This window comes from Novosphingobium mangrovisedimenti, assembly GCF_025153475.1.
Classification (GTDB): domain Bacteria; phylum Pseudomonadota; class Alphaproteobacteria; order Sphingomonadales; family Sphingomonadaceae; genus Novosphingobium; species Novosphingobium mangrovi_A.
Map to the genome: position 1 here is coordinate 347464 of NZ_JANZXA010000001.1, position 22391 is coordinate 369854.

General features: G+C 66.1%; 23 protein-coding genes. 9 read left to right on the top strand and 14 right to left on the bottom strand.

Annotated features, from left to right (window positions below; translation table 11 throughout):
- Positions 1 to 8 precede the first annotated feature (8 nt).
- The 3 genes from NZK81_RS01880 to coxB form a co-directional block, all read right to left on the bottom strand.
- The gene (locus NZK81_RS01880; protein ID WP_260043395.1) at positions 9 to 920 is read right to left on the bottom strand and encodes a heme o synthase; all 912 of its coding nucleotides are present in this window, start codon (positions 918 to 920) and stop codon (positions 9 to 11) included.
- Positions 921 to 1045: 125 nt separating this feature from the next.
- Entirely contained in the window at positions 1046 to 2722 is a 1677-nt protein-coding gene (gene ctaD / locus NZK81_RS01885; RefSeq protein ID WP_260043396.1) for a cytochrome c oxidase subunit I, read from the bottom strand.
- 30 nt (positions 2723 to 2752) lie between these two features.
- Entirely contained in the window at positions 2753 to 3799 is a 1047-nt protein-coding gene (gene coxB / locus NZK81_RS01890) for a cytochrome c oxidase subunit II (RefSeq protein WP_260043397.1), read from the bottom strand.
- 207 nt (positions 3800 to 4006) lie between these two features.
- Here coxB and pyrE point away from each other — a divergent pair, with 207 nt between their 5' ends.
- From pyrE to ruvX, 6 genes are all read left to right on the top strand, one after another.
- Positions 4007 to 4591, top strand: a complete 585-nt coding sequence (pyrE, locus tag NZK81_RS01895) for an orotate phosphoribosyltransferase (protein WP_260043398.1) — start codon at positions 4007 to 4009, stop codon at positions 4589 to 4591.
- 14 nt (positions 4592 to 4605) lie between these two features.
- Positions 4606 to 5349 carry a pyridoxine 5'-phosphate synthase gene (locus NZK81_RS01900; RefSeq protein ID WP_260043400.1) on the top strand — a complete coding sequence of 248 codons (744 nt, stop codon included), beginning with the start codon at positions 4606 to 4608 and terminating at the stop codon, positions 5347 to 5349.
- Between the two features lie 58 nt (positions 5350 to 5407).
- A complete protein-coding gene (gene acpS / locus NZK81_RS01905; RefSeq protein WP_260043402.1) occupies positions 5408 to 5842 on the top strand; it encodes a holo-ACP synthase in 435 nt (144 codons plus the stop codon).
- Complete coding sequence (gene lepB, locus NZK81_RS01910) at positions 5839 to 6786, top strand: signal peptidase I (protein WP_260043403.1); 948 nt, start codon at positions 5839 to 5841, stop codon at positions 6784 to 6786. Before acpS ends, lepB begins: the two co-directional genes overlap by 4 nt.
- Positions 6787 to 6853: 67 nt before the next feature.
- The gene (locus NZK81_RS01915) at positions 6854 to 7981 is read left to right on the top strand and encodes a DUF3089 domain-containing protein (protein ID WP_260043404.1); all 1128 of its coding nucleotides are present in this window, start codon (positions 6854 to 6856) and stop codon (positions 7979 to 7981) included.
- Position 7982: 1 nt separating this feature from the next.
- A complete protein-coding gene (gene ruvX, locus NZK81_RS01920; RefSeq protein WP_260043405.1) occupies positions 7983 to 8459 on the top strand; it encodes a Holliday junction resolvase RuvX in 477 nt (158 codons plus the stop codon).
- On the opposite strand, the gene NZK81_RS01925 is transcribed toward ruvX, so the two are convergent.
- The 7 genes from NZK81_RS01925 to argH all read right to left on the bottom strand — a co-directional run bounded on the left by NZK81_RS01925 (position 8456) and on the right by argH (position 14483).
- Positions 8456 to 9370: a transposase gene (locus NZK81_RS01925; RefSeq protein WP_260043406.1), complete on the bottom strand. Its 915-nt coding sequence runs from the start codon at positions 9368 to 9370 to the stop codon at positions 8456 to 8458. The two genes, ruvX and NZK81_RS01925, sit on opposite strands and share 4 nt — an antisense overlap.
- Positions 9358 to 10347, bottom strand: a complete 990-nt coding sequence (locus tag NZK81_RS01930; protein ID WP_260043407.1) for a hypothetical protein — start codon at positions 10345 to 10347, stop codon at positions 9358 to 9360. The genes NZK81_RS01925 and NZK81_RS01930 overlap by 13 nt, the downstream gene beginning before the upstream one ends.
- 10 nt (positions 10348 to 10357) lie before the next feature.
- Complete coding sequence (locus NZK81_RS01935) at positions 10358 to 10537, bottom strand: hypothetical protein (RefSeq protein WP_260043408.1); 180 nt, start codon at positions 10535 to 10537, stop codon at positions 10358 to 10360.
- 224 nt (positions 10538 to 10761) lie between these two features.
- A complete protein-coding gene (locus NZK81_RS01940; protein WP_260043409.1) occupies positions 10762 to 11550 on the bottom strand; it encodes a precorrin-2 dehydrogenase/sirohydrochlorin ferrochelatase family protein in 789 nt (262 codons plus the stop codon).
- Between the two features lie 23 nt (positions 11551 to 11573).
- A complete protein-coding gene (gene lysA, locus NZK81_RS01945) occupies positions 11574 to 12833 on the bottom strand; it encodes a diaminopimelate decarboxylase (RefSeq protein WP_260043410.1) in 1260 nt (419 codons plus the stop codon).
- A gap of 16 nt (positions 12834 to 12849) precedes the next feature.
- Positions 12850 to 13104 (bottom strand): hypothetical protein, encoded by a 255-nt coding sequence (locus NZK81_RS01950; RefSeq protein WP_260043411.1) that lies wholly within the window; start codon positions 13102 to 13104, stop codon positions 12850 to 12852.
- Positions 13105 to 13109: 5 nt separating this feature from the next.
- Positions 13110 to 14483 (bottom strand): argininosuccinate lyase, encoded by a 1374-nt coding sequence (argH, locus tag NZK81_RS01955; protein ID WP_260043918.1) that lies wholly within the window; start codon positions 14481 to 14483, stop codon positions 13110 to 13112.
- A 19-nt stretch (positions 14484 to 14502) separates the two neighbouring features.
- On the opposite strand from argH, the gene NZK81_RS01960 reads away from it, so the two are divergent.
- Positions 14503 to 15105 (top strand): TlpA family protein disulfide reductase, encoded by a 603-nt coding sequence (locus NZK81_RS01960; protein ID WP_260043413.1) that lies wholly within the window; start codon positions 14503 to 14505, stop codon positions 15103 to 15105.
- A 134-nt stretch (positions 15106 to 15239) separates the two neighbouring features.
- On the top strand, positions 15240 to 15797 hold the full coding sequence (locus NZK81_RS01965) for a CDP-alcohol phosphatidyltransferase family protein (RefSeq protein WP_260043415.1): 558 nt from the start codon (positions 15240 to 15242) through the stop codon (positions 15795 to 15797).
- On the opposite strand, the gene NZK81_RS01970 is transcribed toward NZK81_RS01965, so the two are convergent.
- The 4 genes from NZK81_RS01970 to NZK81_RS01985 form a co-directional block, all read right to left on the bottom strand.
- The gene (locus NZK81_RS01970) at positions 15794 to 16753 is read right to left on the bottom strand and encodes a VOC family protein (protein WP_260043417.1); all 960 of its coding nucleotides are present in this window, start codon (positions 16751 to 16753) and stop codon (positions 15794 to 15796) included. The two genes, NZK81_RS01965 and NZK81_RS01970, sit on opposite strands and share 4 nt — an antisense overlap.
- Before the next feature lie 118 nt (positions 16754 to 16871).
- The gene (locus NZK81_RS01975; protein WP_260043419.1) at positions 16872 to 18230 is read right to left on the bottom strand and encodes an aromatic ring-hydroxylating oxygenase subunit alpha; all 1359 of its coding nucleotides are present in this window, start codon (positions 18228 to 18230) and stop codon (positions 16872 to 16874) included.
- Between the two features lie 98 nt (positions 18231 to 18328).
- Positions 18329 to 19579, bottom strand: coding sequence for an MFS transporter (locus tag NZK81_RS01980; RefSeq protein WP_260043422.1), 1251 nt, complete (start codon positions 19577 to 19579; stop codon positions 18329 to 18331).
- A gap of 1 nt (position 19580) precedes the next feature.
- On the bottom strand, positions 19581 to 21176 hold the full coding sequence (locus NZK81_RS01985) for an NHL repeat-containing protein (protein ID WP_260043423.1): 1596 nt from the start codon (positions 21174 to 21176) through the stop codon (positions 19581 to 19583).
- Between the two features lie 275 nt (positions 21177 to 21451).
- Here NZK81_RS01985 and NZK81_RS01990 point away from each other — a divergent pair, with 275 nt between their 5' ends.
- Entirely contained in the window at positions 21452 to 22378 is a 927-nt protein-coding gene (locus tag NZK81_RS01990; RefSeq protein ID WP_260043424.1) for an SDR family NAD(P)-dependent oxidoreductase, read from the top strand.
- Positions 22379 to 22391 lie beyond the last annotated feature (13 nt).

Sequence of the window (22391 nt, forward strand, 5' to 3'; positions counted from 1 at the left end):
CGCGCGCCTCAAATAACCACGAAACGATCGACCACCAGCGCCGCGAACAGCGCGAAGAGGTAGATCACAGAATAAGCGAAAAGCTGCTTTTCCGGCTTCATGGCATCGTCCTCGCCCGTGCGCTCGCGCAAGGCCACGCGGGCCGACAAGGCGAGGAACAGGCTGGACAGCACGATTGCCGAAACGCCGTAGACGGCGCCGGTTCCGCCGATCCACCAGGGCAGCACGCTGAGCGGCAGCAGCAGCACCGCATAGACGAGGATCTGGCGCCGGGTGGACTTCTCGCCCGCGACGACCGGCATCATCGGAATGCCGACCTTGGCATAGTCGCTCTTCACGAAGAGCGCGAGCGCCCAGAAGTGCGGCGGCGTCCAGAAAAAGATGATGGCGAACAGGATGACCGGCATCAGCGATACGTGCCCGGTCGCCGCGACCCAGCCGATCAGCGGCGGGAACGCGCCGGCGCCGCCGCCGATGACGATGTTCTGCGGCGTGCGCGGCTTGAGCCAGATCGTGTAGACGACGGCATAGTAGATGATCGAGATGGCAAGGATGGCGGCCGCCAGCCAGCCCACCGCGAAACCCATCAGGAACACCGAAGCAGCGCAGAGCACGCCGGCAAAATCGCGCGCGGTGGTGCGATCGAGCCTGCCCTGCGGCAGCGGCCGCTTGGACGTGCGCTTCATGCCCGCGTCGAGATCGGCCTCCCACCACTGGTTCAGGGCGGCAGCCCCGCCTGCCCCCATCGCGATGCACAGGATCGCGGTAAAGGCGAGCACCGGGTGGATGCGCTCGGGCGCGGCGATCAGGCCGCACAGCCCGGTGAAGATCACCAGACTCATCACGCGCGGCTTCGTCAGCGCGAGCAGGTCGCGCCAGTCGGCCGGCAGCGGCGTGGAGGCAGGAATCGTAGGGTTCATGGCGTCTGGTTCATACACCCGAATGCCGTGTCATGGCGAGGCGCCTGATACGGAGAAGCAATCCAGCGCGCTCTAGAGGCCCTGGATTGCTTCTTTCGGCTCGTCATCGCGAGCACTGTTCCGGATCAGTGGTGAGCCGTTTCCCCGATCACGGGAAGCGTCTCGAACTGGTGGTAGGGCGGCGGGCTGGTGAGCGTCCACTCGAGCGTGGTCGCGCCTTCGCCCCAGTAGTTGTCCTCCGCCTTACGGCCAGCGGCGAAGGCATAGATGATGTTGACGAACCAGATCCCGAGGCTGGCGGCCATGATCATGTAGCCGACGGTCGCGAAGTGGTTCCAGTAGGCATAGGCCTCGGCATAGTCCGGATAACGGCGCGGCATGCCCTGCAGCCCGAGGAAGTGCATCGGGAAGAAGATCATGTTCACGCCCACGAAGAACACCCAGAAGTGCAGGTGCGCGAGGAACTCGGAGTGCATCTTGCCGCTCATCTTCGGGAACCAGTAGTAGAAGCCCGCAAAGAGAGCCGTCACCGCACCGAGCGAAAGCACGTAGTGGAAGTGCGCCACGACGTAGTAAGTGTCGTGCAGCACGTCGTCCACGCCGCCGTTCGCCAGCACGACGCCGGTGACGCCGCCCACGGTGAACAGGAAGATGAAGCCGATCGCCCAGACCATCGGCGACTTGAACTCGAGGCTGCCGCCCCACATCGTCGCGATCCACGAGAAGATCTTGATGCCGGTCGGAACCGCGATGACCATGGTGGCCGCGGTGAAGTACATCTTGGTGTTCACCGAAAGGCCCGTGGCGTACATGTGGTGGGCCCACACGATGAAGCCGACGACGCCGATCGCGACCATGGCGTAGGCCATGCCGAGGTAGCCGAACACCGGCTTCTTCGAGAAGGTCGAGATGATCTGCGAGATGATGCCGAAGCCCGGCAGGATCATGATGTAGACTTCGGGGTGACCGAAGAACCAGAACAGGTGCTGGTACAGGACCGGATCGCCACCGCCCGAAGGATCGAAGAAGGTGGTGCCGAAGTTACGGTCGGTCAGCAGCATGGTGATCGCGGCGGCGAGAACCGGCAGCGAAAGCAGCAGCAGGAACGCGGTGACCAGCACCGACCACACGAACAGCGGCATCTTGTGCATGGTCATGCCAGGCGCGCGCATGTTGAAGATGGTGGTGATGAAGTTGATCGCGCCCATGATCGAGCCGGCACCGGCGAGGTGCAGCGCGAAGATGCCGAAGTCGACGGCGGGACCGGGCGAGCCGGTGGTCGACAGCGGAGCGTAGACGGTCCAGCCGGTGCCGGCACCCAGGCCCGTGCCGCCGGGCACGAAGGCCGAGATCATCAGCGAGCAGAAGCCCGCCACGGTCAGCCAGAACGAAATGTTGTTCATGCGCGGGAAGGCCATGTCCGGCGCGCCGATCATGATCGGGACGAACCAGTTGCCGAAACCGCCGATGATCGCCGGCATGACCATGAAGAACACCATGATCAGGCCGTGGGCGGTGATCAGGACGTTCCAGACATGCAGCGTCGAGTTGAAGTCCGGGTTCACCGCGCCGAACCACTTGGCGAAGATGTCGAGGTACTGGATGCCCGGCTGGGCCAGCTCAATGCGCATCATGCCCGAGAAGGCGCCGCCGATGATCCCCGCGATGATCGCGAAGATCAGGTACATCGTGCCGATGTCCTTGTGGTTGGTCGACATGAACCAGCGGGCGAAGAACGCCGGCTTGTGTTCGTGGTGGTGTTCTTCCGCGTGGCCCTGGAAGTGTTCAGCGGTGGTTGCCATGTTCTGGTGACCCTATCCTTGAATACGCGCTTATTCGGCTGCTGCAGCGGCAGGGGCCGCGGATGCGTCGGCGGCAGGCGCCGCGCCGGCGGGTTCTTCACCCGGCAGGTAGTCGGTCTCGGTGCCCGATGCCTTGGGGTTGTCGATCGTGCCGCCGGCGTGCGTCAGCACCCAGGCGTCGTACTTGTCGCGCGGAAGCGCCTCGATCGCGATCGGCATGTAGCCATGCTTGGCGCCGCACAGCTCGGAGCACTGGCCGTAGTACACGCCGGGCTTGTCGATCATCATGACCTTCTCGTTGATGCGACCGGGCACGGCGTCGAGCTTGAACCAGAGCGACGGCACGGCGAACGAGTGGATGACGTCGGAAGCGGTGATCTGCAGACGGATCGGTTCCCCGACGGGGACGACCATGCGGTTGTCGACCTCGAGGTGCGAAGGACCGTCCCAAGGCTCGGAACCGACTTCGCGCACGCCGTTGTTGATGGTCGGCTGGCCCGGCACGTTCAGCATGTTGGATACGACTTCGAAATCACCGTTGTCGGGATAGCCGTAGGTCCAGAACCACTGGTTGCCGGTGACCTTGATGGTCAGCGAGCCCTTGGGGGCCGGCTTGTACTGCTTGGCAATGAGGTCGATCGAGGGAACCGCGATGCCGATCAGGATCAGCACGGGGACGAGTGTCCAGATCACTTCGATCAGCGTGTTGTGGCTGGTCTTGGAAGGAACCGGATTGGCGCGACGATTGTAGCGCACCATGACGACGATCAGCAGCACCAGCACCAGCAGCGTGATGACGGTGATGATCGGCAGCAGCACGTCGTTGTGGATCCACGCGCCGTATTCGCCCAGCTTCGAATACTGGGTCTGAAGGCCGAGACCTTCGGGAACGGGCATGCCCACGCCCTCGGTCGGCTTCATCGGCGTGTAGCTGCCGGCTGCCGCAGTCTCGACGGCGGAAGCGGCGGCATCCTGCGCGATGGCGGGCATGGCCGCGACGGCAAGGACACTGGCGAGAGAAAGACCGGCAGCCTTTACGGACTGGCTAACGGCGCTGGCGTTTTTGCCGAATTTCATCGTTGTTGCGCTTCCGTTTTCCTTATCACGCGCAACCGAGTCGCCCCGCCTGCACGCACCCCTGATGCGGAGGCGAAAGCCCCCCTTCCGCCCGCGCCTATACGCGCGCTTGCCGCGTGTCTCAAGCGCCTCTAGGGGAATTTTTGACCGAAGGCGCGTCAAACATGCGCCAGATCAATGCAAATCGCACCAGGGGTATTGTCCGAAATGACCGAAGAAGAGGTCCTCGCCGAGTTCCGTGCCAGCAAGGCTTTGCTGGAAGGACACTTCCTGCTTTCCTCCGGCAGGCACAGCGCGCACTACCTGCAATGCGCCCGCGTCCTGATGAACCCGGACCGCGCCGCGCGGCTGGCCGTGGCGCTCGCGGCGACACTGCCGCACGACATCCGCAAGCAGATCGACAAGGTCGTCTCGCCGGCGATGGGCGGTGTCATCATCGGCCAGGAGATGGGCCGCGCGCTGCAGGTCGACGCGATGTTCGTCGAACGCCCGACCGGTACGTTCGAACTGCGCCGCGGCTTCGCGCTCGAACCGGGCGACAAGGTCCTGATGGTCGAGGACGTGGTCACCACCGGAAAATCCTCGCGCGAGGCGATCAAGGCGATCGAGGAAGCCGGCGGCAAGGTGATCGCGGCAGCCTCGCTGGTCGACCGTTCGGCCGGCACCGTCGATCTTGGCGTCCCCTATTTCCCGCTGGTGGCGATCAACTTCCCGACTTACGATCCGGAAGAGCTGCCGCCCGAACTGGCCGGAACCCCGGCCGTGAAACCCGGCAGCCGCGCGCAGCCCTGAGGAGACCCGGGACCGTGACCAACGTCCTCAATCCCGCCAGGCTGCGCCTCGGCGTCAACATCGATCACGTCGCGACGATTCGCAATGCACGCGGCGGCGAGCACCCCGATCCCGCGCGCGCCGCACAGATCGTGGCCCAGGCGGGCGGTGACGGCATCACCGTGCACTTGCGCGAGGACCGGCGCCATATCGTCGATGCCGACCTGCAGCGTGTAGCGGACGCCACCGGGCTGCCAATCAACCTGGAAATGGCCGCGACCGACGAGATGCTGGAAATCGCGCTGCGGCACAAACCGCACGCGGCCTGCATCGTTCCGGAAAAGCGCGAGGAACGCACGACCGAAGGCGGGCTCGACGCGGCAGGGCTGCACAACCAGCTCGCGCCGATCGTCGCGCGCCTGACCGACGCAGGCATCCGCGTAAGCCTGTTCATCGCCCCGGAACCGCGCCAGATCGAAGCGGCCATGAAGCTGGGGGCGGCGGTGGTCGAACTCCACACCGGCGAATATGCCCATGCCACCGGCGCCGACGTTGCCGTGGAACTGAAGCGCATTGCCGACATGGCCGCGCTCGCGGCCAAGAACGGGATCGAACCGCACGCCGGACACGGCCTCACCTACGAGAACGTGCAGCCGATCGCGGCCATCCCCCAGCTGGCGGAACTCAACATCGGGCACTACCTGATCGGCGAGGCGATCTTCTGCGGGCTGGAAGCCAGCGTGAGGAAAATGCGCGCACTGATGGACGAAGTGCGGTGAGATCGAACCACAACCGTCATCCCGCCCCTCATCGGGGCGACGATCCGGGGAGACCGTCGTGATCATCGGAATGGGCTCCGACCTATGCAACATAGACCGGATCCAGAATTCGCTCGACCGTTTCGGCGAACGCTTCGAGAATCGCGTCTTCACGGACGTCGAGCGGGCCAAGGCGGGCCGGCGGCCGTTCACGAAGGCGGGTACGCTGGCCAAGCGCTTCGCGGCCAAGGAGGCCTTTTCGAAGGCCGTTGGCACGGGCTTCAGGGCCGGGGTGTTCATGAAGGACATCGGCGTGGTGAACGCCAGTTCGGGTGCGCCCACCCTGGCCCTGACCGGCGGCGCGCGCGCGCGGCTCGACGTGCTGACGCCCGACGGTCATGAAGCCGTGGTTCACCTTACGCTAACAGACGATCATCCATGGGCGCAGGCCTTCGTCGTCATCGAAGCTCGCCCCCTTCCCGCCGAACAGGACCCGAGTTGCCTCCCATCATGACCGATTCCACCGCCTCCACCGTTCCCGATACCAAGGCCCGGAAGAGGCACTCCGAAAAGGTCAACTGGTGGCACGAGCTGCGCGGGCTGACGCTGATGCTGCTGGGCGTGCTGGCGTTTCACTCCTTCGTCGCCAAGCCGTTCTACATCCCCTCGATCTCGATGATGCCCAGCCTGCTGGTGGGCGACCGGCTGGTGGTTTCCAAATACCCCTATGGCTGGAACTGGTCCTCGCTGAGCTTTCACCTGCTGCCGCGCAGCACCTGGCGCCTGCTGGGGCAGACCCCGCAATACGGCGACATCGTCATCGTCGTGCCGGGCAACCGCAAGGAAGACCTGATCAAGCGCGTCGTTGCGCTGCCGGGCGACCGGATTGCCGTCATCGACGGGCGCATCCGGCTCGACGGCAAGTTCATCAGGCGCGAGGTCGAGCCGGCGGTGCAGATCGCGGCGGACGATTCCCTCCAGTGCGACGGGCAATTACCGGGCCACTGCTACGACGGCTTCGAACAGTACCGCACGCGCCTGCCCAACGGGCACGATGTCTACGAACTGCCGACCTATCGTGAAACGCTCCCCAACGGCGCGACCTACGACGTGATCGACTACATCGACCAGCAGCTCGACAACTACCCCGAGATCACGGTCCCCGAAGGCCACGTCTTCCTCATGGGCGACGACCGCGACCGCTCGGCCGACAGCCGGGCGCCGTTCGATACCGACTTCATGGGCCGCCCCGGCGGCGGCCTGGGCGGTCCGGTACCGTTGTCCAACATCGGCGGGCGCGCCGAGTTCGTCACCTTCTCGCTCGACGGGACCCAGACCTGGAACCCGCTGACCTGGTGGGACGCCCTGCGTCCCGGCCGCGCCCTCAAGAGCCTGCGGCCGCAGATCGACCCCGCCGTTGCCGAGGCCTACGCGAAGAGCGAGGCGGCATCGCGCTGAAGCCATGATGCCCCGCGCGTAAGCCCCCGCGCTTGACCCGGGCGCCGGCTCGGGCGAGACGCGGTGCATGGCCCGCAAGTTCCTCTACGTCGTCGCCGTGTGCGTCGTGCTCTTCATCCTCGCCAGGCTGGCGCTGATCTTCTACGCCGAAGACCTGACGGAAATGGCCTTCGTGCCCGATGGTCCGTTCCGCGAGCGCCCGGCACTGGCCGCCGGTGCCTACGACGATCCGAAGATGTGGATCGCCCGGCCGGGCATGAAGAAGAAAGACGATCCCGCCCAATGGCTGCCGGCCCACGCGCAAGGCCGGACCGGCGCGGCAAAGGTCTCCGTCTTCTTCATCCATCCCACCAGCTACATGGAAAAGGACGACTGGAACGCCAGCCTCGACGATGCGGCGTCGCGCGAACGTGCACGGATCTACGTCCAGACGATGGCCAGCCCGTTCAACGCGGCCGATGCCGTCTGGGCGCCGCGATACCGTCAGGCCGCCATCGGCGCATTCTTCACCGACAGGCCGGAGGCCGGCAAGGCAATCGACCTTGCCTACCGCGACGTTCTCGCCGCTTTCGACGTCTTCATCCGCAACGTCCCGCAGGACCAGCCGATCGTTCTGGCCGGTCACAGCCAGGGGGCCCTGCTGCTGCGCCGGCTGATGCGCGACCGCGTGGCCGGAACCCCGCTCGCCGGGCGGATCGCCGCCGCCTATGTGGTCGGCTGGCAGGTCTCGGCCCGGCACGACCTGCCGGCGATGGGCCTGCCCGCCTGCGAAACGGCCGCGGAATCGGGATGCGTCATGAGCTGGCTGACGGTTGCCGATCCTGCCGACACGAGCATGCTGATGAAAGCCTACGACCGCCAGACGGGCCTCGACGGACAGCCGGTGCGCGGCAGCGACTTCCTGTGCACCAATCCGCTGACCGGCACGCGCGACGGGTCCTCGGATGCCGCGCCGAATACCGGGACGCTCGTGCCCGATTTCAAGAACGGCGGCGGGGAACTTGTCGAGAAGGTCGTGCCTGCGGCCTGCGAGCAGGATCACTTCCTGCACATCGGCCCGCCGCCCAAGCTCGATCTCGCCGCCTTCGTGCTGCCAGGCAACAACTACCACGTCTACGACCTGACGCTGTTCTGGGCCAACCTGCGATCCGATTTCGCCAGACGTACCGCGGCATGGCACGAGGCGCACCGCTGAGATGGGCGCCGTGATCACCACCGGCGCGCTCGAATTCCGCGACGCGCTGCCCGATGCCGGCGCGCTGCTCGGCCTCGACCTCGGCACCCAGACGATCGGCACGGCATTCTGCGATGCCGGCTGGCGTTTCGCCTCGCCCGGCAAGACGCTGAAACGCGGCAAGTTCGGGGCCGACAAGGCCGTGCTCGAAGCGCTGATTCGCGAGCGTTCGGTCAAGGGCATCGTCATCGGCCTGCCGCTCAACATGGACGGCTCGGAAGGCCCGCGCGCCCAGTCGAGCCGCGCCTATGCCCGCAATCTCGCCGCGCTCGGCCTGCCGATCCTGCTGTGGGACGAACGCTGGTCCACCACCGGCGCCGAGCGCGGGCTGATCGAACAGGACATGAGCCGCGCGAAACGCGCCACGCGCATCGATTCGGCTGCTGCGGCGGTCATCCTGCAAGGCGCCATCGATGCGCTGGCGGGAGGGATGTTCTAGCTCCGCTGCCGCCTGGCGACCATCGCGACAACCCGGTTGCCGGCGCCCTCCGCCTCGCGCCAGACCGCATCGCGCGCCTCGCGATCCCGTGCGGAACTCGCCAGTGCGCGCCAGGCGGCGATGCGCATGCGATCGCTCGGATGGCTCGTGCCCAGGCGCCGGGCGAGATCCTGCGCCTCCTCACCGCCAAGGGCCACGGCGATCCGCAGAAAGGTCTCGCTCGGCCCGTGCCCGAGCACCCGGGCAATGCGGAATGCCCCGGCACGCCCTCTCCGGCGCTCCAGAACATAATGATCGCGCCAGCAATGAGATGGATGCGCGTGCGAAAGCGTCAGTGTCACGGAAAGCGATTCGGGCGGATGCAGGCAGCGGAAATCGCGGCCGGCGCGGTAATGCACGATGCTCCCGGTCTCCATCCGCGAACGGCCGAGTGGGGTCAGCATGACCGGCTCACCCTGCCAGCCCGCCATCGTTTCAGGATCGCATTCGTAATCGTCGATTTCGCAGCCCGGCCCGAAGTATCCCAGGTCGAGAAAGTCGTAATTGTGATCGCGCACGATGCCATAGCCCAGCGCCTCCGGCGCGCTCGCGCGCAAGGCATGGTCCGCAAGGGAGGGCCAGATATGGGCACTGATCGTGAAATTGCCGCGCTCTGGCGGGACCAGCACGATGTGATTGATGCCCGCGCCCTGGGTCGCGGGGAGATCCATCGCATCCCCGCCCAGCCCGGCCATCATGTCGACGAGGGCATCGCCCAGGAAGTGCGGGTCATTGCCCAGCCGCTTCAGCCAGTTCGCCGCATGCGAGAGGCTTTCCTCCTCGCCGGGGTCGAACCCCCAGGTCACAAGCGCCTCGACGCATTCCTCCAGCGAGGCCGGCGTCGGATCGCGTACGGCAATCACCGTGGCCATTCAACGGCCTTCCCCAGGTTCGGCCAGGCCTCCAGCAGCGAGGCCTGCAGCGACGCCGCCGGCTTCGCCAGCGGATCGTCCTCGCGCGCAGAAATCCGCGCAAGCAACTGGAACCCGGCAGCGGAGTCGAGCGCGAGAACCTCGCGCAGCGCTTGCCAGCGAAACCCCTCTCCCGCTTCCGGGTCGGCTTCTCCCGATGCGATCCGCGCCATTTGCGTCACTGCATCCTTGCGCCCCATCCGGCCGAGCAGCGCCATCGCCAGCTCACGGCGCGAATCCTTGAGGCGTGCCGCTGCCTGATGCACGAGAGCGCCGTCGGGCAGGCTGTACTCCCGCGTCGGCTCGGGATCGACGAGCTGGCGCTGCAGGCGCAACAGCACGAGACTGCCCGTAACGCGCCGCACGTGCAGGGCCTCTCGCAGGCCATAGCGGTAGTAGGCCATTCCGGGCATCAGATCGAGCCGGCCCGATCGCAGGACCGCCCGCCCGCCCTCTCCGTCGCGGCGAAGGACAAGGTCCGCCTCGCCCGAACCGGAAAGGACGTGAATCCAGGTCTCCTGCGGTGCGAATTTCGCGGTCTTGGGCGCGGTCAGACCTTCCAGCGCAACCCCGTCATAGGCAGCGAGCGCCAGGCTCGCGCGGCCGGCACTCGCCAGCACCAGCGTGGGAACGGCATCGCGCTTGCCATGCATCAGCGGCAACTGGCCAAGCGGATAGTCACCGAGCCCGCCTACCCCGACAGCCACGAACCCGCTCGCGAATGCATGCGCACGCGGACTTCCCGGGCTGAACAGGTCCGCCAGCGACCCGCAATGTTCCAGCACGCGGCCCGCTCCGAAACGCTCAACCCCGGCCAGAACCGAGGCGACCTCGGGCTCGGCCCGCCAGCCGGCGAGCCTTTCCGCAAGAGCCGCCTGCCCCTTCTTCCATTGGTCCTGATCCCCGCTCAGCGGGTCCTGCGCGCTTCCTGTCTGCATTGGGGCAACATCAATCAATCGCAGCAAAGGGAAACAGGCACGTCATGAGTTCTGCATGGTTGTCGTCTTCGGCATCGATACGCGACCAGTCGGCCCAGCTTCCAAATACCCCGGTCAGAACATCGAGGTCCGGCAATGCAGCACGATCGATCCCGGGCAGAATAAACGGTTCGTTTTCGGACACGGTCACGCCCCCAATCACAGTACACGAACTGCCCTTATAGGGATGAAACCTGCATTAACGAAGATCATGTTATTAATTAAAAGATTGTAATGGCGGGAAAAGCCATGGCTGTTCGCGGAAACGTCTTCCAAGAACAAGAACACGATGGACAATACCAGAGCCGCACGCGGCATTGCGAAAAGATCACGGCATGGTTCGGCGGCATCGAAACCTTCCGAAGCAACGCAATCTCAAGTAGGCGCCCGCAGCACCACCGTCAGGCCGATGCCGGTCGCCGGAACGGCGCTCCCTGCGATGGCCATGCGTTGGGCATCGGCCCGCGCTTGGTCGAGGACTTGCACCGGAACACCCGCCTCGAAGGCAATGACATCGGCCGATCCCAGCAAACGCGCCTCGCGCAAGGTCAGATCCTCCGGATCGCCGCTGCGCAGGACGATTTCGACCCTGTCCGCCGCGGGGGCCGCCGCACCGGCGAGCCATGCGTCCACACGATCCTCGCCCCCTTCGATCAGGACATCGAGCGCCCCCCCGTCCCCCAGCGCACCGTCGAGCGCGCGGCGGCGATCTCCGGCGTCGGGGAAGCGCAAGCGCAGGGCACCGCGTGCCTTGCCGAGCGACGCAGCCAGCGCGCCCAGCGATTGCGGCAGGATCCGCTCGAGCCGCAGCCGGAGCTGCTTGGCCAGTCCCGCCGATGCGCCCCCGGTACCGATGGCGACAAGAACCGGCGAGCGGTCGAGAATGGACGGCACCGTGAAATCGCACAGCGCGGGCCGGTCGGTGGCATTGACGAGAAGCCCGGCGCAGCGTGCACGGATCGCATCCGCTTCGGCGGCGACATCGTCCTCGTGGGCGATGAAAGCCAACCGTGCCCCCTTGTCGATGCCTTCCTGCAAGTCGTCGACGACGATCCCGCCCGCCCGTTCCACCAGACGCCGCTTGGCCCCGGCCGCTTCCCCCATGCCCAGCACCACGACCGGCTGGCCGGCGATGCGGTGGAAGAGGGGCAGCGTTTCGATCATGGCGTCAGGCTAGCACCCCGACGTCAATCAAGCCACTCCGGCACCTGCTCGGCGGCCAGGATCGCGGCCGGCTCGATGCGGTTGGCGACAACCGCCCATCTGTCGCCATCCACCATCACCTCGGGCACCAGCGCGCGCGAGTTGTAGGTGTTGGCCATCGTCGCGCCATAGGCGCCGGCAGTGCGGAACGCGGCAAGGTCGCCGGCCTTCACCGCATCGATCTCGCGCGCCATGGCGAAGGTGTCGGAGCTTTCGCAGATCGGACCGACAATGTTGGCGACCATGGTCTCCCCAGTCGGCTTCACCGCCGCGAAATCGTGCCAGGCATCGTACATCGCGGGCCGCGCCAGGTCGTTCATCGCCGCATCGACCACTACCCAGGGATGGCCCACGCCCTGCTTGACGCGCACCACCTCGGTGACGAGCACGCCGGAATTGCCGGTAATGACGCGGCCCGGCTCGAACATCAGCGTGACGTCCCAGCCCTTCGTCGCTTCGGCCACCATCGCGCCGTAATCGGCTGGCGTGGGAAGCTGTTCGCCCGCCTTGTAAGGCACGCCGAGACCGCCGCCGAGGTCCATGTGCGTGACGCTCAGACCGCGTTCGCGGATCGCCGCCATCAGCACGCCCATCTTGCCGAAGGCCTGCCGCGAGGGTTCCAGATCACTGATCTGGCTGCCGATGTGGACAGCCAGCCCGCGCATATGCAGCCCCGGCAGCGCCGAAAGGCGTTCGTAGATGTCGGCGGCAAGATCATAGGCGACACCGAACTTGTTCTCTGCCTTGCCGGTCGAGATCTTGGCGTGCGTCTTGGCATCGACATTGGGATTGACGCGCAGCGCGCACGTCGCGGTCTTGCCGAGCGAGGCCGCGATTTCCGCCAGTTCGACGCCCTCTTCCTCGCTTTCGAGGTTGAACTGGCCGATCCCGGCGCGCACCGCCGCCGTCAGTTCCGCATGGGTCTTGCCGACGCCGGAGAAGACCACGTCCTCCGCCGGAATGCCGGCAGCCAGCGCACGGTTCATCTCACCTTCCGAGACGACGTCCGCACCATAGCCCTGACTGGCCAGCAGGCGCAGCACGGCAAGGTTGGGGTTGGACTTCACGGCAAAGGCGATGTGTACCTTCGGCAGCGCCGACAGCGCCTCGCGGAACACTTTCGCATGGCGGGTGAGCGTGGCGCGCGAATAGACGTAGACGGGCGTACCGACGTCGCGGGCAATGGCAGCCAGCGACACATCCTCGGCATGAAGCTCGCCGTTCCTGAGTTCGAAATGGTCCATGGGTGTCCTGTAAGACTTAATCGGGCTGGGGCGCTTCGGGCGGCGGCAGATCGAAGGGATCGTCCTCCCGCTCTTCGGAGCGGGTGCGCAATTCCACGCTGCGTTCGGGAATCGCCGTGGTCGGGGGTTCGAGCAACTCCGACGCATTGGGCCTTTCGGCGCGGCCGTAGGGCGCCGGGGGAAGCTCCTTGCCCGGTTTCACGCCCAGCCCCGAACGCTGCCCGCAGGCTGCGAGCGCGGCAAGCAGGACGAAAGCGAGAACCTTGCGCATTTCCGTTACTCCAGGCCGAGCGCGGCGCGTGCTTCGGCCACGCGCAGGCGCACCTGCTCGGGCGCGGTGCCGCCGTGGCTCTTGCGCGCAGCGACCGAAGCCTCGACCGAGAGCGCCTTGAATACGCGCTCGTCGATACGGCTGTCGATGGCCTTGAGATCATCCAGCGGCAACTGGTCGAGCGCCACGCCGCGCGTCTCGGCAAGCTTCACCGCAGCGCCGGTGATGTGATGCGCCTCGCGGAAGGGAATGTCGCCCTCGCGCACCAGCCAGTCGGCAAGGTCAGTGGCGGTGGCGAAGCCCAGTTCGGCAGCCCCGCGCATGCGGTCGGTGCGGAACTTCGTGTCGGCGACCATGCCCGTCATCGCCGCGATCGACAGCGCCAGCAGGCTGGCGGCTTCGAAGACCGGCGGTTTGTCGTCCTGCATGTCCTTCGAATAGGCGAGCGGCAGGCCCTTCATCGTCATCATCAGCGCGGTGAGGCAGCCGGAGATGCGCCCGGCATGGCCGCGCACCAGCTCGGCGGCGTCCGGGTTCTTCTTCTGCGGCATGATCGAGCTGCCGGTGGAGAGCGCATCGGGCAGCGCGACGAAGCCGAAGGGCTGGCTCGCCCAGATGATGAATTCCTCTGCCAGGCGCGAGAGGTGCAACGAGCACTGGCTGGCGGCCATCAGATAATCGAGCGCAAAGTCGCGGTCGGAGACCGAATCGAGGCTGTTGTCGGTCGGCGCGTCGAAGCCGAGCGCCTGCGCGGTCATCGTACGGTCGATGGGGAAGCCGGTGCCGGCAAGCGCCGCCGAACCGAGCGGGCTGCGGTTCATGCGCTTGCGCGCATCGGCAAAACGCGAGCGGTCGCGCGCGATCATCTCGTAGTAGGCCATCAGGTGATGGCCGAGCGTGACCGGCTGCGCGGTCTGCAGGTGCGTGAAACCCGGCATGATGCTGTCGGCGTGTTCGCCCGCGCGCGTGACCAGCGCCACTTGCAGCGCCCGCAGCCCGGCATCGGCCTGATCCATGGCATCGCGCACCCAGAGGCGAAAATCGGTCGCCACCTGATCGTTGCGCGAGCGCGCGGTGTGCAAGCGCCCCGCCGCCGGGCCGATCAGCTCGGCCAGGCGCGATTCGGTGGTCATGTGGATGTCCTCGAGGTCCCAGTCCTCGGGCACGCCATTGGCCTCGTATTCGGCGGCGACCTTGTCGAGACCATCGCGGATCGTCACCGCGTCGGAATCCGAAACGACGCCGCAGGCCCCCAGCATCGCGACGTGTGCCTTGCTCGCCGCGATATCCTGCCGCCACAGCGCCTTGTCGAAGGGAATCGAGGCGTTTATCTCGCGCATGATCGCCGACGGTCCTTCCGCGAACCGTCCGCCCCACATCTGGTTGGAGCCGCCCGTCTTGCCGTCTTCCAAATCGCTCAAGTCGCTTGTCCTGTGTTCCATCGCCGGGGCAGCCGCCCTGCTGGCCGGCGGCTGCGATAAGCAAAGCAGCGGGGACACGCAACCGCAGGCTTCGCAGGCCGCTCCGGAGAGCAACGGTGCCGTGGCGGAGAAACCGGCCGAGAAGCTCGACCGCTCGCACAAGGGCGATCGGCTGCCGGACATCACGCTGGTCGACGATACCGGCGAAACGCTCGACCTCTCCTCGCTCAGGGGCAAGCCCCTGCTGATCAACCTGTGGGCCACATGGTGCGCGCCGTGCATTGCCGAGATGCCCACGCTCGATACCCTGATCGGTCAGGAAAAGGACCTTGGCGTCACCGTCCTGCCGATCTCGCAGGACATGGGCCAGCCCGACAAGGTCGTCGAGATCCTGCGCCGCCGCAAGCTCGACAACATCCAGCCCTGGATCGACGAAAAGGGCGACCTCGGCTTCCAGTACGGCGGGAACCTGCCCGTGACCGTGCTGTTCGACAGCGAGGGGAAGGAAGTCTGGCGCTTTACCGGCGGCAACGACTGGACCTCACCCGAAGCGCTGAAACTGATCGGCGAGGCCAGGTAACGCCGGAACACCCCTCCGCCGCCTGCAGGCCGTTTTCGCTTGCCGGGGAACAGGTGGCCTGCGTAGATCCCTCCTACCCGTGGCGTAGGCGCCGAAATGGCGAAGGTGTACCCATTCCCAGGTTCGCGGATCTGTTGACCATCTACCGGCTTGCCGCCGCGCCCGTCGCGGCGGGGATGGCGCTGGCAGGACATCGCGACGCCTTCTTCATTCTCATCATCATCAGCCTGGTCAGCGATCTCATCGATGGCCCGATTGCCCGCCGGCTCGGCCAGGTTTCCGAGAACGGGGCGAGGATGGACACCATTGCCGACGCATGCACGGTGCTCGCCGGGCTGCTCGGGCTCTACCTCTTCGAGGCGAACACACTGCGGCCCGAGCTGCCGTGGATCATCGTGTTCCTGGCCAGCTATGCCGCGGCGGCGGCCACATGTCTTGCGAAGTTCGGCGGACTTCCCGCCTATCATCTCTATACGTCGAAGACCGCCGCATTCGGCTCCGGAGCCTTTGTCGTCTGGCTCTATGCGATTGGCTACTCGCGCGGACTGTTTCTCGCCGTGCTGGGCATCGGCGTGCTGGCGAATGTCGAATCGCTGCTGACAACGCTCCGCCTGAAACGCTTTCGGGCCGACATCGGAAGCCTGTTCTTCCTGAGCGCCGACGAGCGCGGCAGCGATCGGGCCCCGCACTAGAACGCGGCCAGGGCGTCCAGCTTCGATCCCACTTCGGGATATCCCTCCGGCGTCGTCTCGGTAAACCAGATCAGCCGTCCGTGCGCCTGCTCGGGATGGATGGCGAAGCGGTCGGCCGAATTGCCGATCACGGTCAGCCCCTTGCCGCGCAGATAGGAAACCGCGGACGCGGCATCCTTTACCTTGAAGACGAGGTGATAGATGCCCTTCACATCGCGGGCATGCGCGGAGACCGGGCATTTCCCGCTCATTGCCGCGCCGCCGGCGTCGCCATTGCCGACAAGCGCCTCGAGCACCGTATCCCCCATGGCAAAGGCTGCGCAGGTCGCGCCGCACCACCCGTCGGTAGCGGTGTCTCGCGATCCGATTTCGGGCCATTCCAGCTTGCCACCGAACAGCTCGCGAGCCTCGGCCAGCGACGGCGCGCTGACGCCGACCGCCTGCAGCCCCTCGATCCCGAGCGGATGCGAATCGCGCCACCTGGCGATCGACCAGTCCGGTCTGGTGCGCGGCTCGTTGGGCATGTCCTGCTTCACGATTTCGAGCCGGACACCCATCGCCTGTCCGCGCGGGACGAGGAAATAGTGCGCTTCCATGCCCGGATCGTAATGGCGCTTGAACCCGCGTGCCGCGAACCACGCATCGGCCTCGGCAAGATCCCTGACCTTGAGCGCGAGGCCCAGCCAGCGCATCGGCGCGGCGGAACGGCGCAGCATGTCGCCGGTGGGCGCGCCTTCCTGCGCACCGCGTCCGGCAGGGGCTATGGGAATGACCATGGTATCGCCGATCATCATCAGCGTTTCCTCGCGGTCGAGCCCCATCTTCTCGGTCTCGGGCGTCACGAGGATCTCATAGACCGGCTCGGCGCCGAACACGTCCTGGAAGAAGACATCGCAGGCAGGCCTGTCGGCATTGTCGGCAATCGCCCAGCTGACGTGAACGAGCGGGAATTGCATGAATCGGCCCCTCTCTCTTCTGGTCCCTGTCCGTTTTCGGTCCCGACCACACCTGTTGCCCGCTTTCGCGGGGCAGGCCTGGGCAAGGAGCAGATCCCCTCGCCCCGGCAGTATCCGATCAATAGGTCTTGGGGGCTCCCGTGCCCATGAACTTCGCAAGGTTCATGTGCAGCGACGCCACCGAACGCTCCATGTAGGGATTGGGCTGCGCACCGCGATAGCCCACGTTCTTCATGCCCTGCTGGACGGCAGCCATGTTGTCGAAGTCCTGCTGTAGCACCGGCGGCCATTCGTGCGGCTGGGTGTATTCCCACTCGGTCTCGGGCGCCTCGCCTTCGGGCCACAGCTCATAGACAGCCGCCTCGAAGATGCACTTGTCGGGATCGGTGCCGTAGGGCCGCGCCTGATAGCACAGCATGTTGTTGACGGCGTGACCGATCTGGAAGTTGGGGAAGATCTGCCAGGCGGTTCCGGCCTGCGCGGTGTGCTGCGGATCCACCGTCGGCCAAACGACGCCGCGCTCGGCATCTTCCTTGCGCGCGGTGGTGATCCAGTAGGCCGAGACTTTGGCGGCCGGCGTGCCTTCGGGCAGTTCGTCCTTCAGACGGTTGGCCACGTCCACCAGCGTGCGCGTGGTGTTGGTATTGGCGTTTTCCCAGGTGAAGTTCTGCATCTCCGCCGTGGTCAGGCGCGGATCCTCACCCGCGCCGAGGCGCAGCTTGCCCGAATCCTCTTCCTGCCCCTTGGGCGCATCGTAGCCGATGTTGGAGTGCAGGCCCTGATTGCGCGCCCAGCCGCGGAACTGGCCGAATTCCATGAATTCGGGGTGCGTGGTGGAGACGTGGTAGGTCTCGCAGAAGGCCTCCATCGCGACCTTCCAGTTGCATTCGAACACCACCCACTTGCGCCAGCGCGGACGCATGTTTTCAAGGCCATAGGGATCGAGCATGGTCGCTGCGGGATGGAGGTATTCGGCGAGCGGCATGCACTCGGGATCGAGGTTGATCCAGATCCAGCCGCCCCAGGTATCGACCTGAGCCTTGCCGAGATCGGCCAGTCCGCCGCACAAGTGCCCCTGCCAGTCTTCCTGATGCTCGATGTAGGTGTTGGTCCCTTCCAGATCGAAGGTCCAGCCGTGATAGCCGCAGATAAAGTTGGGGCGCGAACCGCGCGCGTTGCGCATGCCCTTGGGCGTATCCACCAGCTTGCGGCCGCGGTGCGGACAGACATTGTGGAAGGCGCGGATTTCGGTTTCCGACGAGCGCACCACGATCACCGAATCGTCGATGATGTCGTACGTGATGTAGTTGCCGACCTCGGGGATGTCCTCGAGCCGCCCGGCCTGCAGCCAGACCTTGCGCCACAGCTTGTCGCGCTCTGCCCTGGCATATTCCGGGGACACGTAGGCCTCGGCCGGTACGTTGACCGGAGCCACCAGTTCATCCGGCGCCTGCACGATCTTGCCTATCTCACCCATGCGATCCTCGTGGTCTTGAAGTTTGTGCCGATTTGCGTTCGTTATCTCATTATTGGCACATTCGCGCAAATCGCCCGAGCGGTTCCGGCCAGTCCCGTTCAGTGCCCGGCAAAGGCCTCATTGCGGCGCGGCAGGGTGCCGATGGCAAGGCTGCTGCCGGTCATGGAGGCCAGCGCCAGCCACAGGAAACCCGTGTAGCTGCCGGTGACGTCGAAGATGCGGGCTGCCGCGAGCGGGCCCACCGCCGTACCGACCGACAGCGCCGCCAGCACGCCGCCATAGAGCCCGCCGAAGTTCTTGAGGCCGAAGTGGCGGGTCAGCAGGAAGACCACGACGTCGATCTCCGCACCGAGCGTGAGCCCGATCAGCGCGGATGCCATCACCATCCCGACATAAGTGGTTCCGAAGAACAGCAGCAGCAGGCACCCCGCGACCGGCAGCATGAACACCGCCGCGCCGACCAGCGAGGCCGGGAAGCGATCGAGCAGCAGCCCGGTACCAAGCCGGCCCGCCAGCGAGAACCAGCCGACGAAGGATGCGATCGCCGCCGCCGTCAGCGGGTCCGCCCCCTGATCGCCGAGGATCGCGGTGAAATGCACGACGATGGCAATGATCGTGAAGGTGAAGAGCAGGCTGGCGACGAAGAGCCGGTGGTAGATGCTGGAGCGCAGGCCTTCGGAAAGGCTCACCCCCGGCATGTCGCCCATGCCGCCCTTGCTGCCCTCTTCCTTCTGCGGCGCCTTGCGCCCCCGGTCGAACCGGCCATGGAAGAACAGGAAGATCACGGGAAACGCCGCCAGCAGCCAGACCCCGGCATGGGCCGAAAAGGCCGCCCGCCAGCCAAACTCGGAAATGGCGTAAGTCGCCACCAGCGGGAAGACGCCGGCCGCGATCGAGGCGCCGCACAACGTTACGGCAAAGGCCATCCCCCGCGAGACATGGAAGAGCGAGGCCACCGCGCTGGTCCAGACCGAAGCCTGCACCGGCAGCGCCGCGAGCGCGATGAGCGACCACAGCAGATACCACTGCACCAGCGAACCGTCGGCCGTGCCCAGCAAGGCAAAGGCCGCACCGATCATCAGCAGCCCGACAACGCCGAACCGGCGCGGGCCGAACCGGTCCACGGCAAGGCCGATGAACACGCCGCCCACCGCCTGCACCAGCGTCGCTATGGTAAGGCCGAAGGTGACTTCGGTCCGGCTCCAGCCGAACTCCTGCGCGATCGGCCCGAAATAGGGGCCGATGCCATAGATGTGGATCACGCTGGTGGCATAGCCGAGCCCCGCCGCGACCGGCACCATGGCATGGGCGCGCCACTCCTCTCGCGCGCTGAGCGTCGATGTCGCCATGTCAGGCCCGTCGCAGTGCCAGAACGCTGCCTTCGGCATCGGCCGAAAGATAGACGGTCCCGTCGCTCGCAGCAGCGATGCCGGTGAAGGTGTTCATCGGCCCGCACATGTCGCCCACACCGCCCAGCTGCACTGGCTTCGCTCCGCCGGGCGCGCCGATCGGCAGGTCTCTGGCAGCAACCTCGCGCGCACCGCCCGACAAGTCGCTAACAACGACTTCGCCGGCACCGGGATCGGCGACGTAAAGCGTGCCGCCGACAATCGCGATGCCTTCGGGACGGGCGAGACCGTCGAGCACCGTCTTCTTGCGCCCGCCGGCCAGCTTGACCACGCGGCCCGCGCCGCTCTCGGCCACATAGACAGTGCCGTCACCCGCGACGGCAACGCCGACCGGCCGGTCGAGACCGCTCGCCAGCTCCTCCTTGCGGCCATCGACGACCATCAGAACCTTACCGGTCCCGAACTCGGCGACCGCAAAGCCGCCGCCGGGAAGGCCATCCACGCCCATGGGCAGGTCAAGGCCACTGGCCAGCACTTCGCTTTCCTGCGCGGCCGGACGGAAACGCGCGACATCGCCGTTAGCCGTCGTCACGACCCACTCACCGGCCCCCGCAGCCGTGACGTCACGCACCCAGCCGGGGAAACCGGGCGAGAAGAGCATGCCCGCGAGCTGCAGTTCACCGCCCGGCGCCAGTGTGTAGGTAAACCCGCCGTCCGCCACGAAGAGCGTGCCGTCAGCGCCGACCGCAAGGCCGATCGGCCATTGCAGGCCCTTGTCGACCAGCGGTTTCGCCACGCCCGGCGCGGTGATCTCGTGGATCGAGCCGGTAATATGCGAAACGAAGGTACGGCCACCGACGAAAGCGACGTTGTCGAGGCCCGGACCGATGTCCGCGAGCACTTCCTTTTCGCCGGTGCGCGGGTCGATCTTGAGCACCTGCCCCGAATAGACCTGGGTCGAGACGATGTAACCATCGGGGTGGAACTTGACCGAGTCCGGCACGCCGAGATCCTTGGCGACCACTTCGGGCTCGCCCCCGTCGAGGCTGACGCGCCAGATTTCGTTGGCGCCCTGAGCCGGGAAATAGAGCTTGCCGTCGGGACCGACTTCGAAGGCGTTGACCATTGGCAGCCCCTTGACGATGACGCGCGGCGCCCCGCCGTTCTTGTCCAGTTCCATGATCCGCGCCCCCATGCGCAGCTCGCCGGCAATGATGCGGTCCTGATAGCAGGTGATCGGATTGGCCACCGGCATGTCGCCCTCGATAACCTTGTACTCGCCCTTGGGCGTCATCATCGAGACGCGCCCCTCGGTGATTTCGGTGCAGTAGAGATTGCCCGCGCTGTCGAAGGCGAGATCGTCCGGACCGACGATGCCGCCGCCCATCGGACTGATCGTCTCGATCGCGCCGGTATCGACATCGATGGCACTGACCTTGCTGCCCGCAACCTGCGCCACATAGATGCGCCCGTCGGCACCGGTGCGAAGACCGTTTGCACCGTTCAGCCGGCTCGACGACGTCGCCCGGTCGAGTGTCCAGCCTTCGGCGGCTTTGGCGGCTACGGTGTCGCGGTTTCGGCCAGCAGGTTTCAGCATGTATACATCCTTCTCCCCCGGCCTCGCGCCGAGTCTTTAGCCAAGTCCTATCGCCCGCTGCCGCCCCACGCAACGTGGCCGACGGCGCCCCTTCGCCCATCGCCGGGGCGTGCCAATCGGTCGGCATCGGCCATTGCCAAGGGTGCGTGCGTGCGGATATTCGTCGGGTGCACCGATAACAATCCCACACCCTTCATGGCGGACAGGTGCGGCGCCGCGCAAGTCGCCGTTTCCGGGCATCTAGCCCGCCGCCCACCCAAGAGGATGACCTGAGCATGCCCACCCCCGAAATGCGCTTCGACGGCCGCGTCGCGGTCGTGACCGGGGCCGGCCGCGGTCTTGGCCGCGCCTATGCCCTGCTGCTCGCCTCCCGCGGATGCAAGGTCATCGTCAACGACCTCGGCGGCGCGATCAACGGCGACCGACCGGATACAAGCGTGGCGCAGACTGTGGTCGATGAAATCGTCGCGGCAGGCGGCGAGGCGATCGCCAACGGCGATTCGGTGGCCACCCCCGAAGGCGGCAAGGCGATCATCCAGAGCGCGTTCGACACCTGGGGGCGGATCGACTCACTGATCCACAACGCCGGCAACGTTCGCTACGGCACCATCCGCGAGATCAGCTACGACGACTTCAAGTCCGTCGTCGACGTCCACCTGATGGGCGCCTTCCATGTCGTTCAGGCCGCGTTCGGCCCCATGTGCGACGCGAACTTCGGGCGCATCGTGCTGACCAGCTCGATCGGCGGCGTCTATGGCAACAACCGCTGCGTGAACTACGGCATGTCGAAGGCGGGCATGATCGGCCTCAACAGCGTCGCCGCGCTCGAGGGCGAAGAATTCAACGTCAAGTCCAATGTCATCGTACCCAGTGCCGTGACGCGCATGGCCGAAGGCATCGACATTTCGCAGTACCCGCCGATGGACCCCGAGCTTGTTGCCCCCGTCGTCGCCTGGCTGGCGCACGAGGCCTGCCCGGTCTCCGGCGAGATGATCGCCTCGATCGCCGGACGCATCTCGCGCATGTTCATTGCGGAGACCAAGGGCGTCTACCGCCCCTCGTGGACCATCGAGGATGTCGCCGCTGCCTGCGAGGGCTTCCACGACAAGGGGGCGGACAATCCGCAGGTCCTCGACTTCGGGCTTCACGGCCATGTCGACCACATCGGCTACAGTTTCGCGATGGCGCGCGAGGGCCGATGACCTTGCTATAATG

Excerpts from the sequence above, each read along its gene's own strand:
- NZK81_RS01940 (WP_260043409.1), bottom strand. The coding sequence starts at position 11,550 with ATGATCGAAACGCTGCCCCTCTTCCACCGCATCGCCGGCCAGCCGGTC.
- NZK81_RS01930 (WP_260043407.1), bottom strand. The coding sequence starts at position 10,347 with ATGCAGACAGGAAGCGCGCAGGACCCGCTGAGCGGGGATCAGGACCAA.
- NZK81_RS01950 (WP_260043411.1), bottom strand. The coding sequence starts at position 13,104 with ATGCGCAAGGTTCTCGCTTTCGTCCTGCTTGCCGCGCTCGCAGCCTGC.
- argH (WP_260043918.1), bottom strand. The coding sequence starts at position 14,483 with ATGTGGGGCGGACGGTTCGCGGAAGGACCGTCGGCGATCATGCGCGAG.
- lepB (WP_260043403.1), top strand. The coding sequence starts at position 5,839 with ATGACCGATTCCACCGCCTCCACCGTTCCCGATACCAAGGCCCGGAAG.
- NZK81_RS01880 (WP_260043395.1), bottom strand. The coding sequence starts at position 920 with ATGAACCCTACGATTCCTGCCTCCACGCCGCTGCCGGCCGACTGGCGC.
- ctaD (WP_260043396.1), bottom strand. The coding sequence starts at position 2,722 with ATGGCAACCACCGCTGAACACTTCCAGGGCCACGCGGAAGAACACCAC.
- NZK81_RS01970 (WP_260043417.1), bottom strand. The coding sequence starts at position 16,753 with ATGCAATTCCCGCTCGTTCACGTCAGCTGGGCGATTGCCGACAATGCC.
- NZK81_RS01990 (WP_260043424.1), top strand. The coding sequence starts at position 21,452 with ATGCCCACCCCCGAAATGCGCTTCGACGGCCGCGTCGCGGTCGTGACC.
- pyrE (WP_260043398.1), top strand. The coding sequence starts at position 4,007 with ATGACCGAAGAAGAGGTCCTCGCCGAGTTCCGTGCCAGCAAGGCTTTG.
- coxB (WP_260043397.1), bottom strand. The coding sequence starts at position 3,799 with ATGAAATTCGGCAAAAACGCCAGCGCCGTTAGCCAGTCCGTAAAGGCT.
- lysA (WP_260043410.1), bottom strand. The coding sequence starts at position 12,833 with ATGGACCATTTCGAACTCAGGAACGGCGAGCTTCATGCCGAGGATGTG.
- NZK81_RS01925 (WP_260043406.1), bottom strand. The coding sequence starts at position 9,370 with ATGGCCACGGTGATTGCCGTACGCGATCCGACGCCGGCCTCGCTGGAG.
- NZK81_RS01985 (WP_260043423.1), bottom strand. The coding sequence starts at position 21,176 with ATGCTGAAACCTGCTGGCCGAAACCGCGACACCGTAGCCGCCAAAGCC.
- NZK81_RS01915 (WP_260043404.1), top strand. The coding sequence starts at position 6,854 with ATGGCCCGCAAGTTCCTCTACGTCGTCGCCGTGTGCGTCGTGCTCTTC.
- NZK81_RS01975 (WP_260043419.1), bottom strand. The coding sequence starts at position 18,230 with ATGGGTGAGATAGGCAAGATCGTGCAGGCGCCGGATGAACTGGTGGCT.
- ruvX (WP_260043405.1), top strand. The coding sequence starts at position 7,983 with ATGGGCGCCGTGATCACCACCGGCGCGCTCGAATTCCGCGACGCGCTG.
- NZK81_RS01980 (WP_260043422.1), bottom strand. The coding sequence starts at position 19,579 with ATGGCGACATCGACGCTCAGCGCGCGAGAGGAGTGGCGCGCCCATGCC.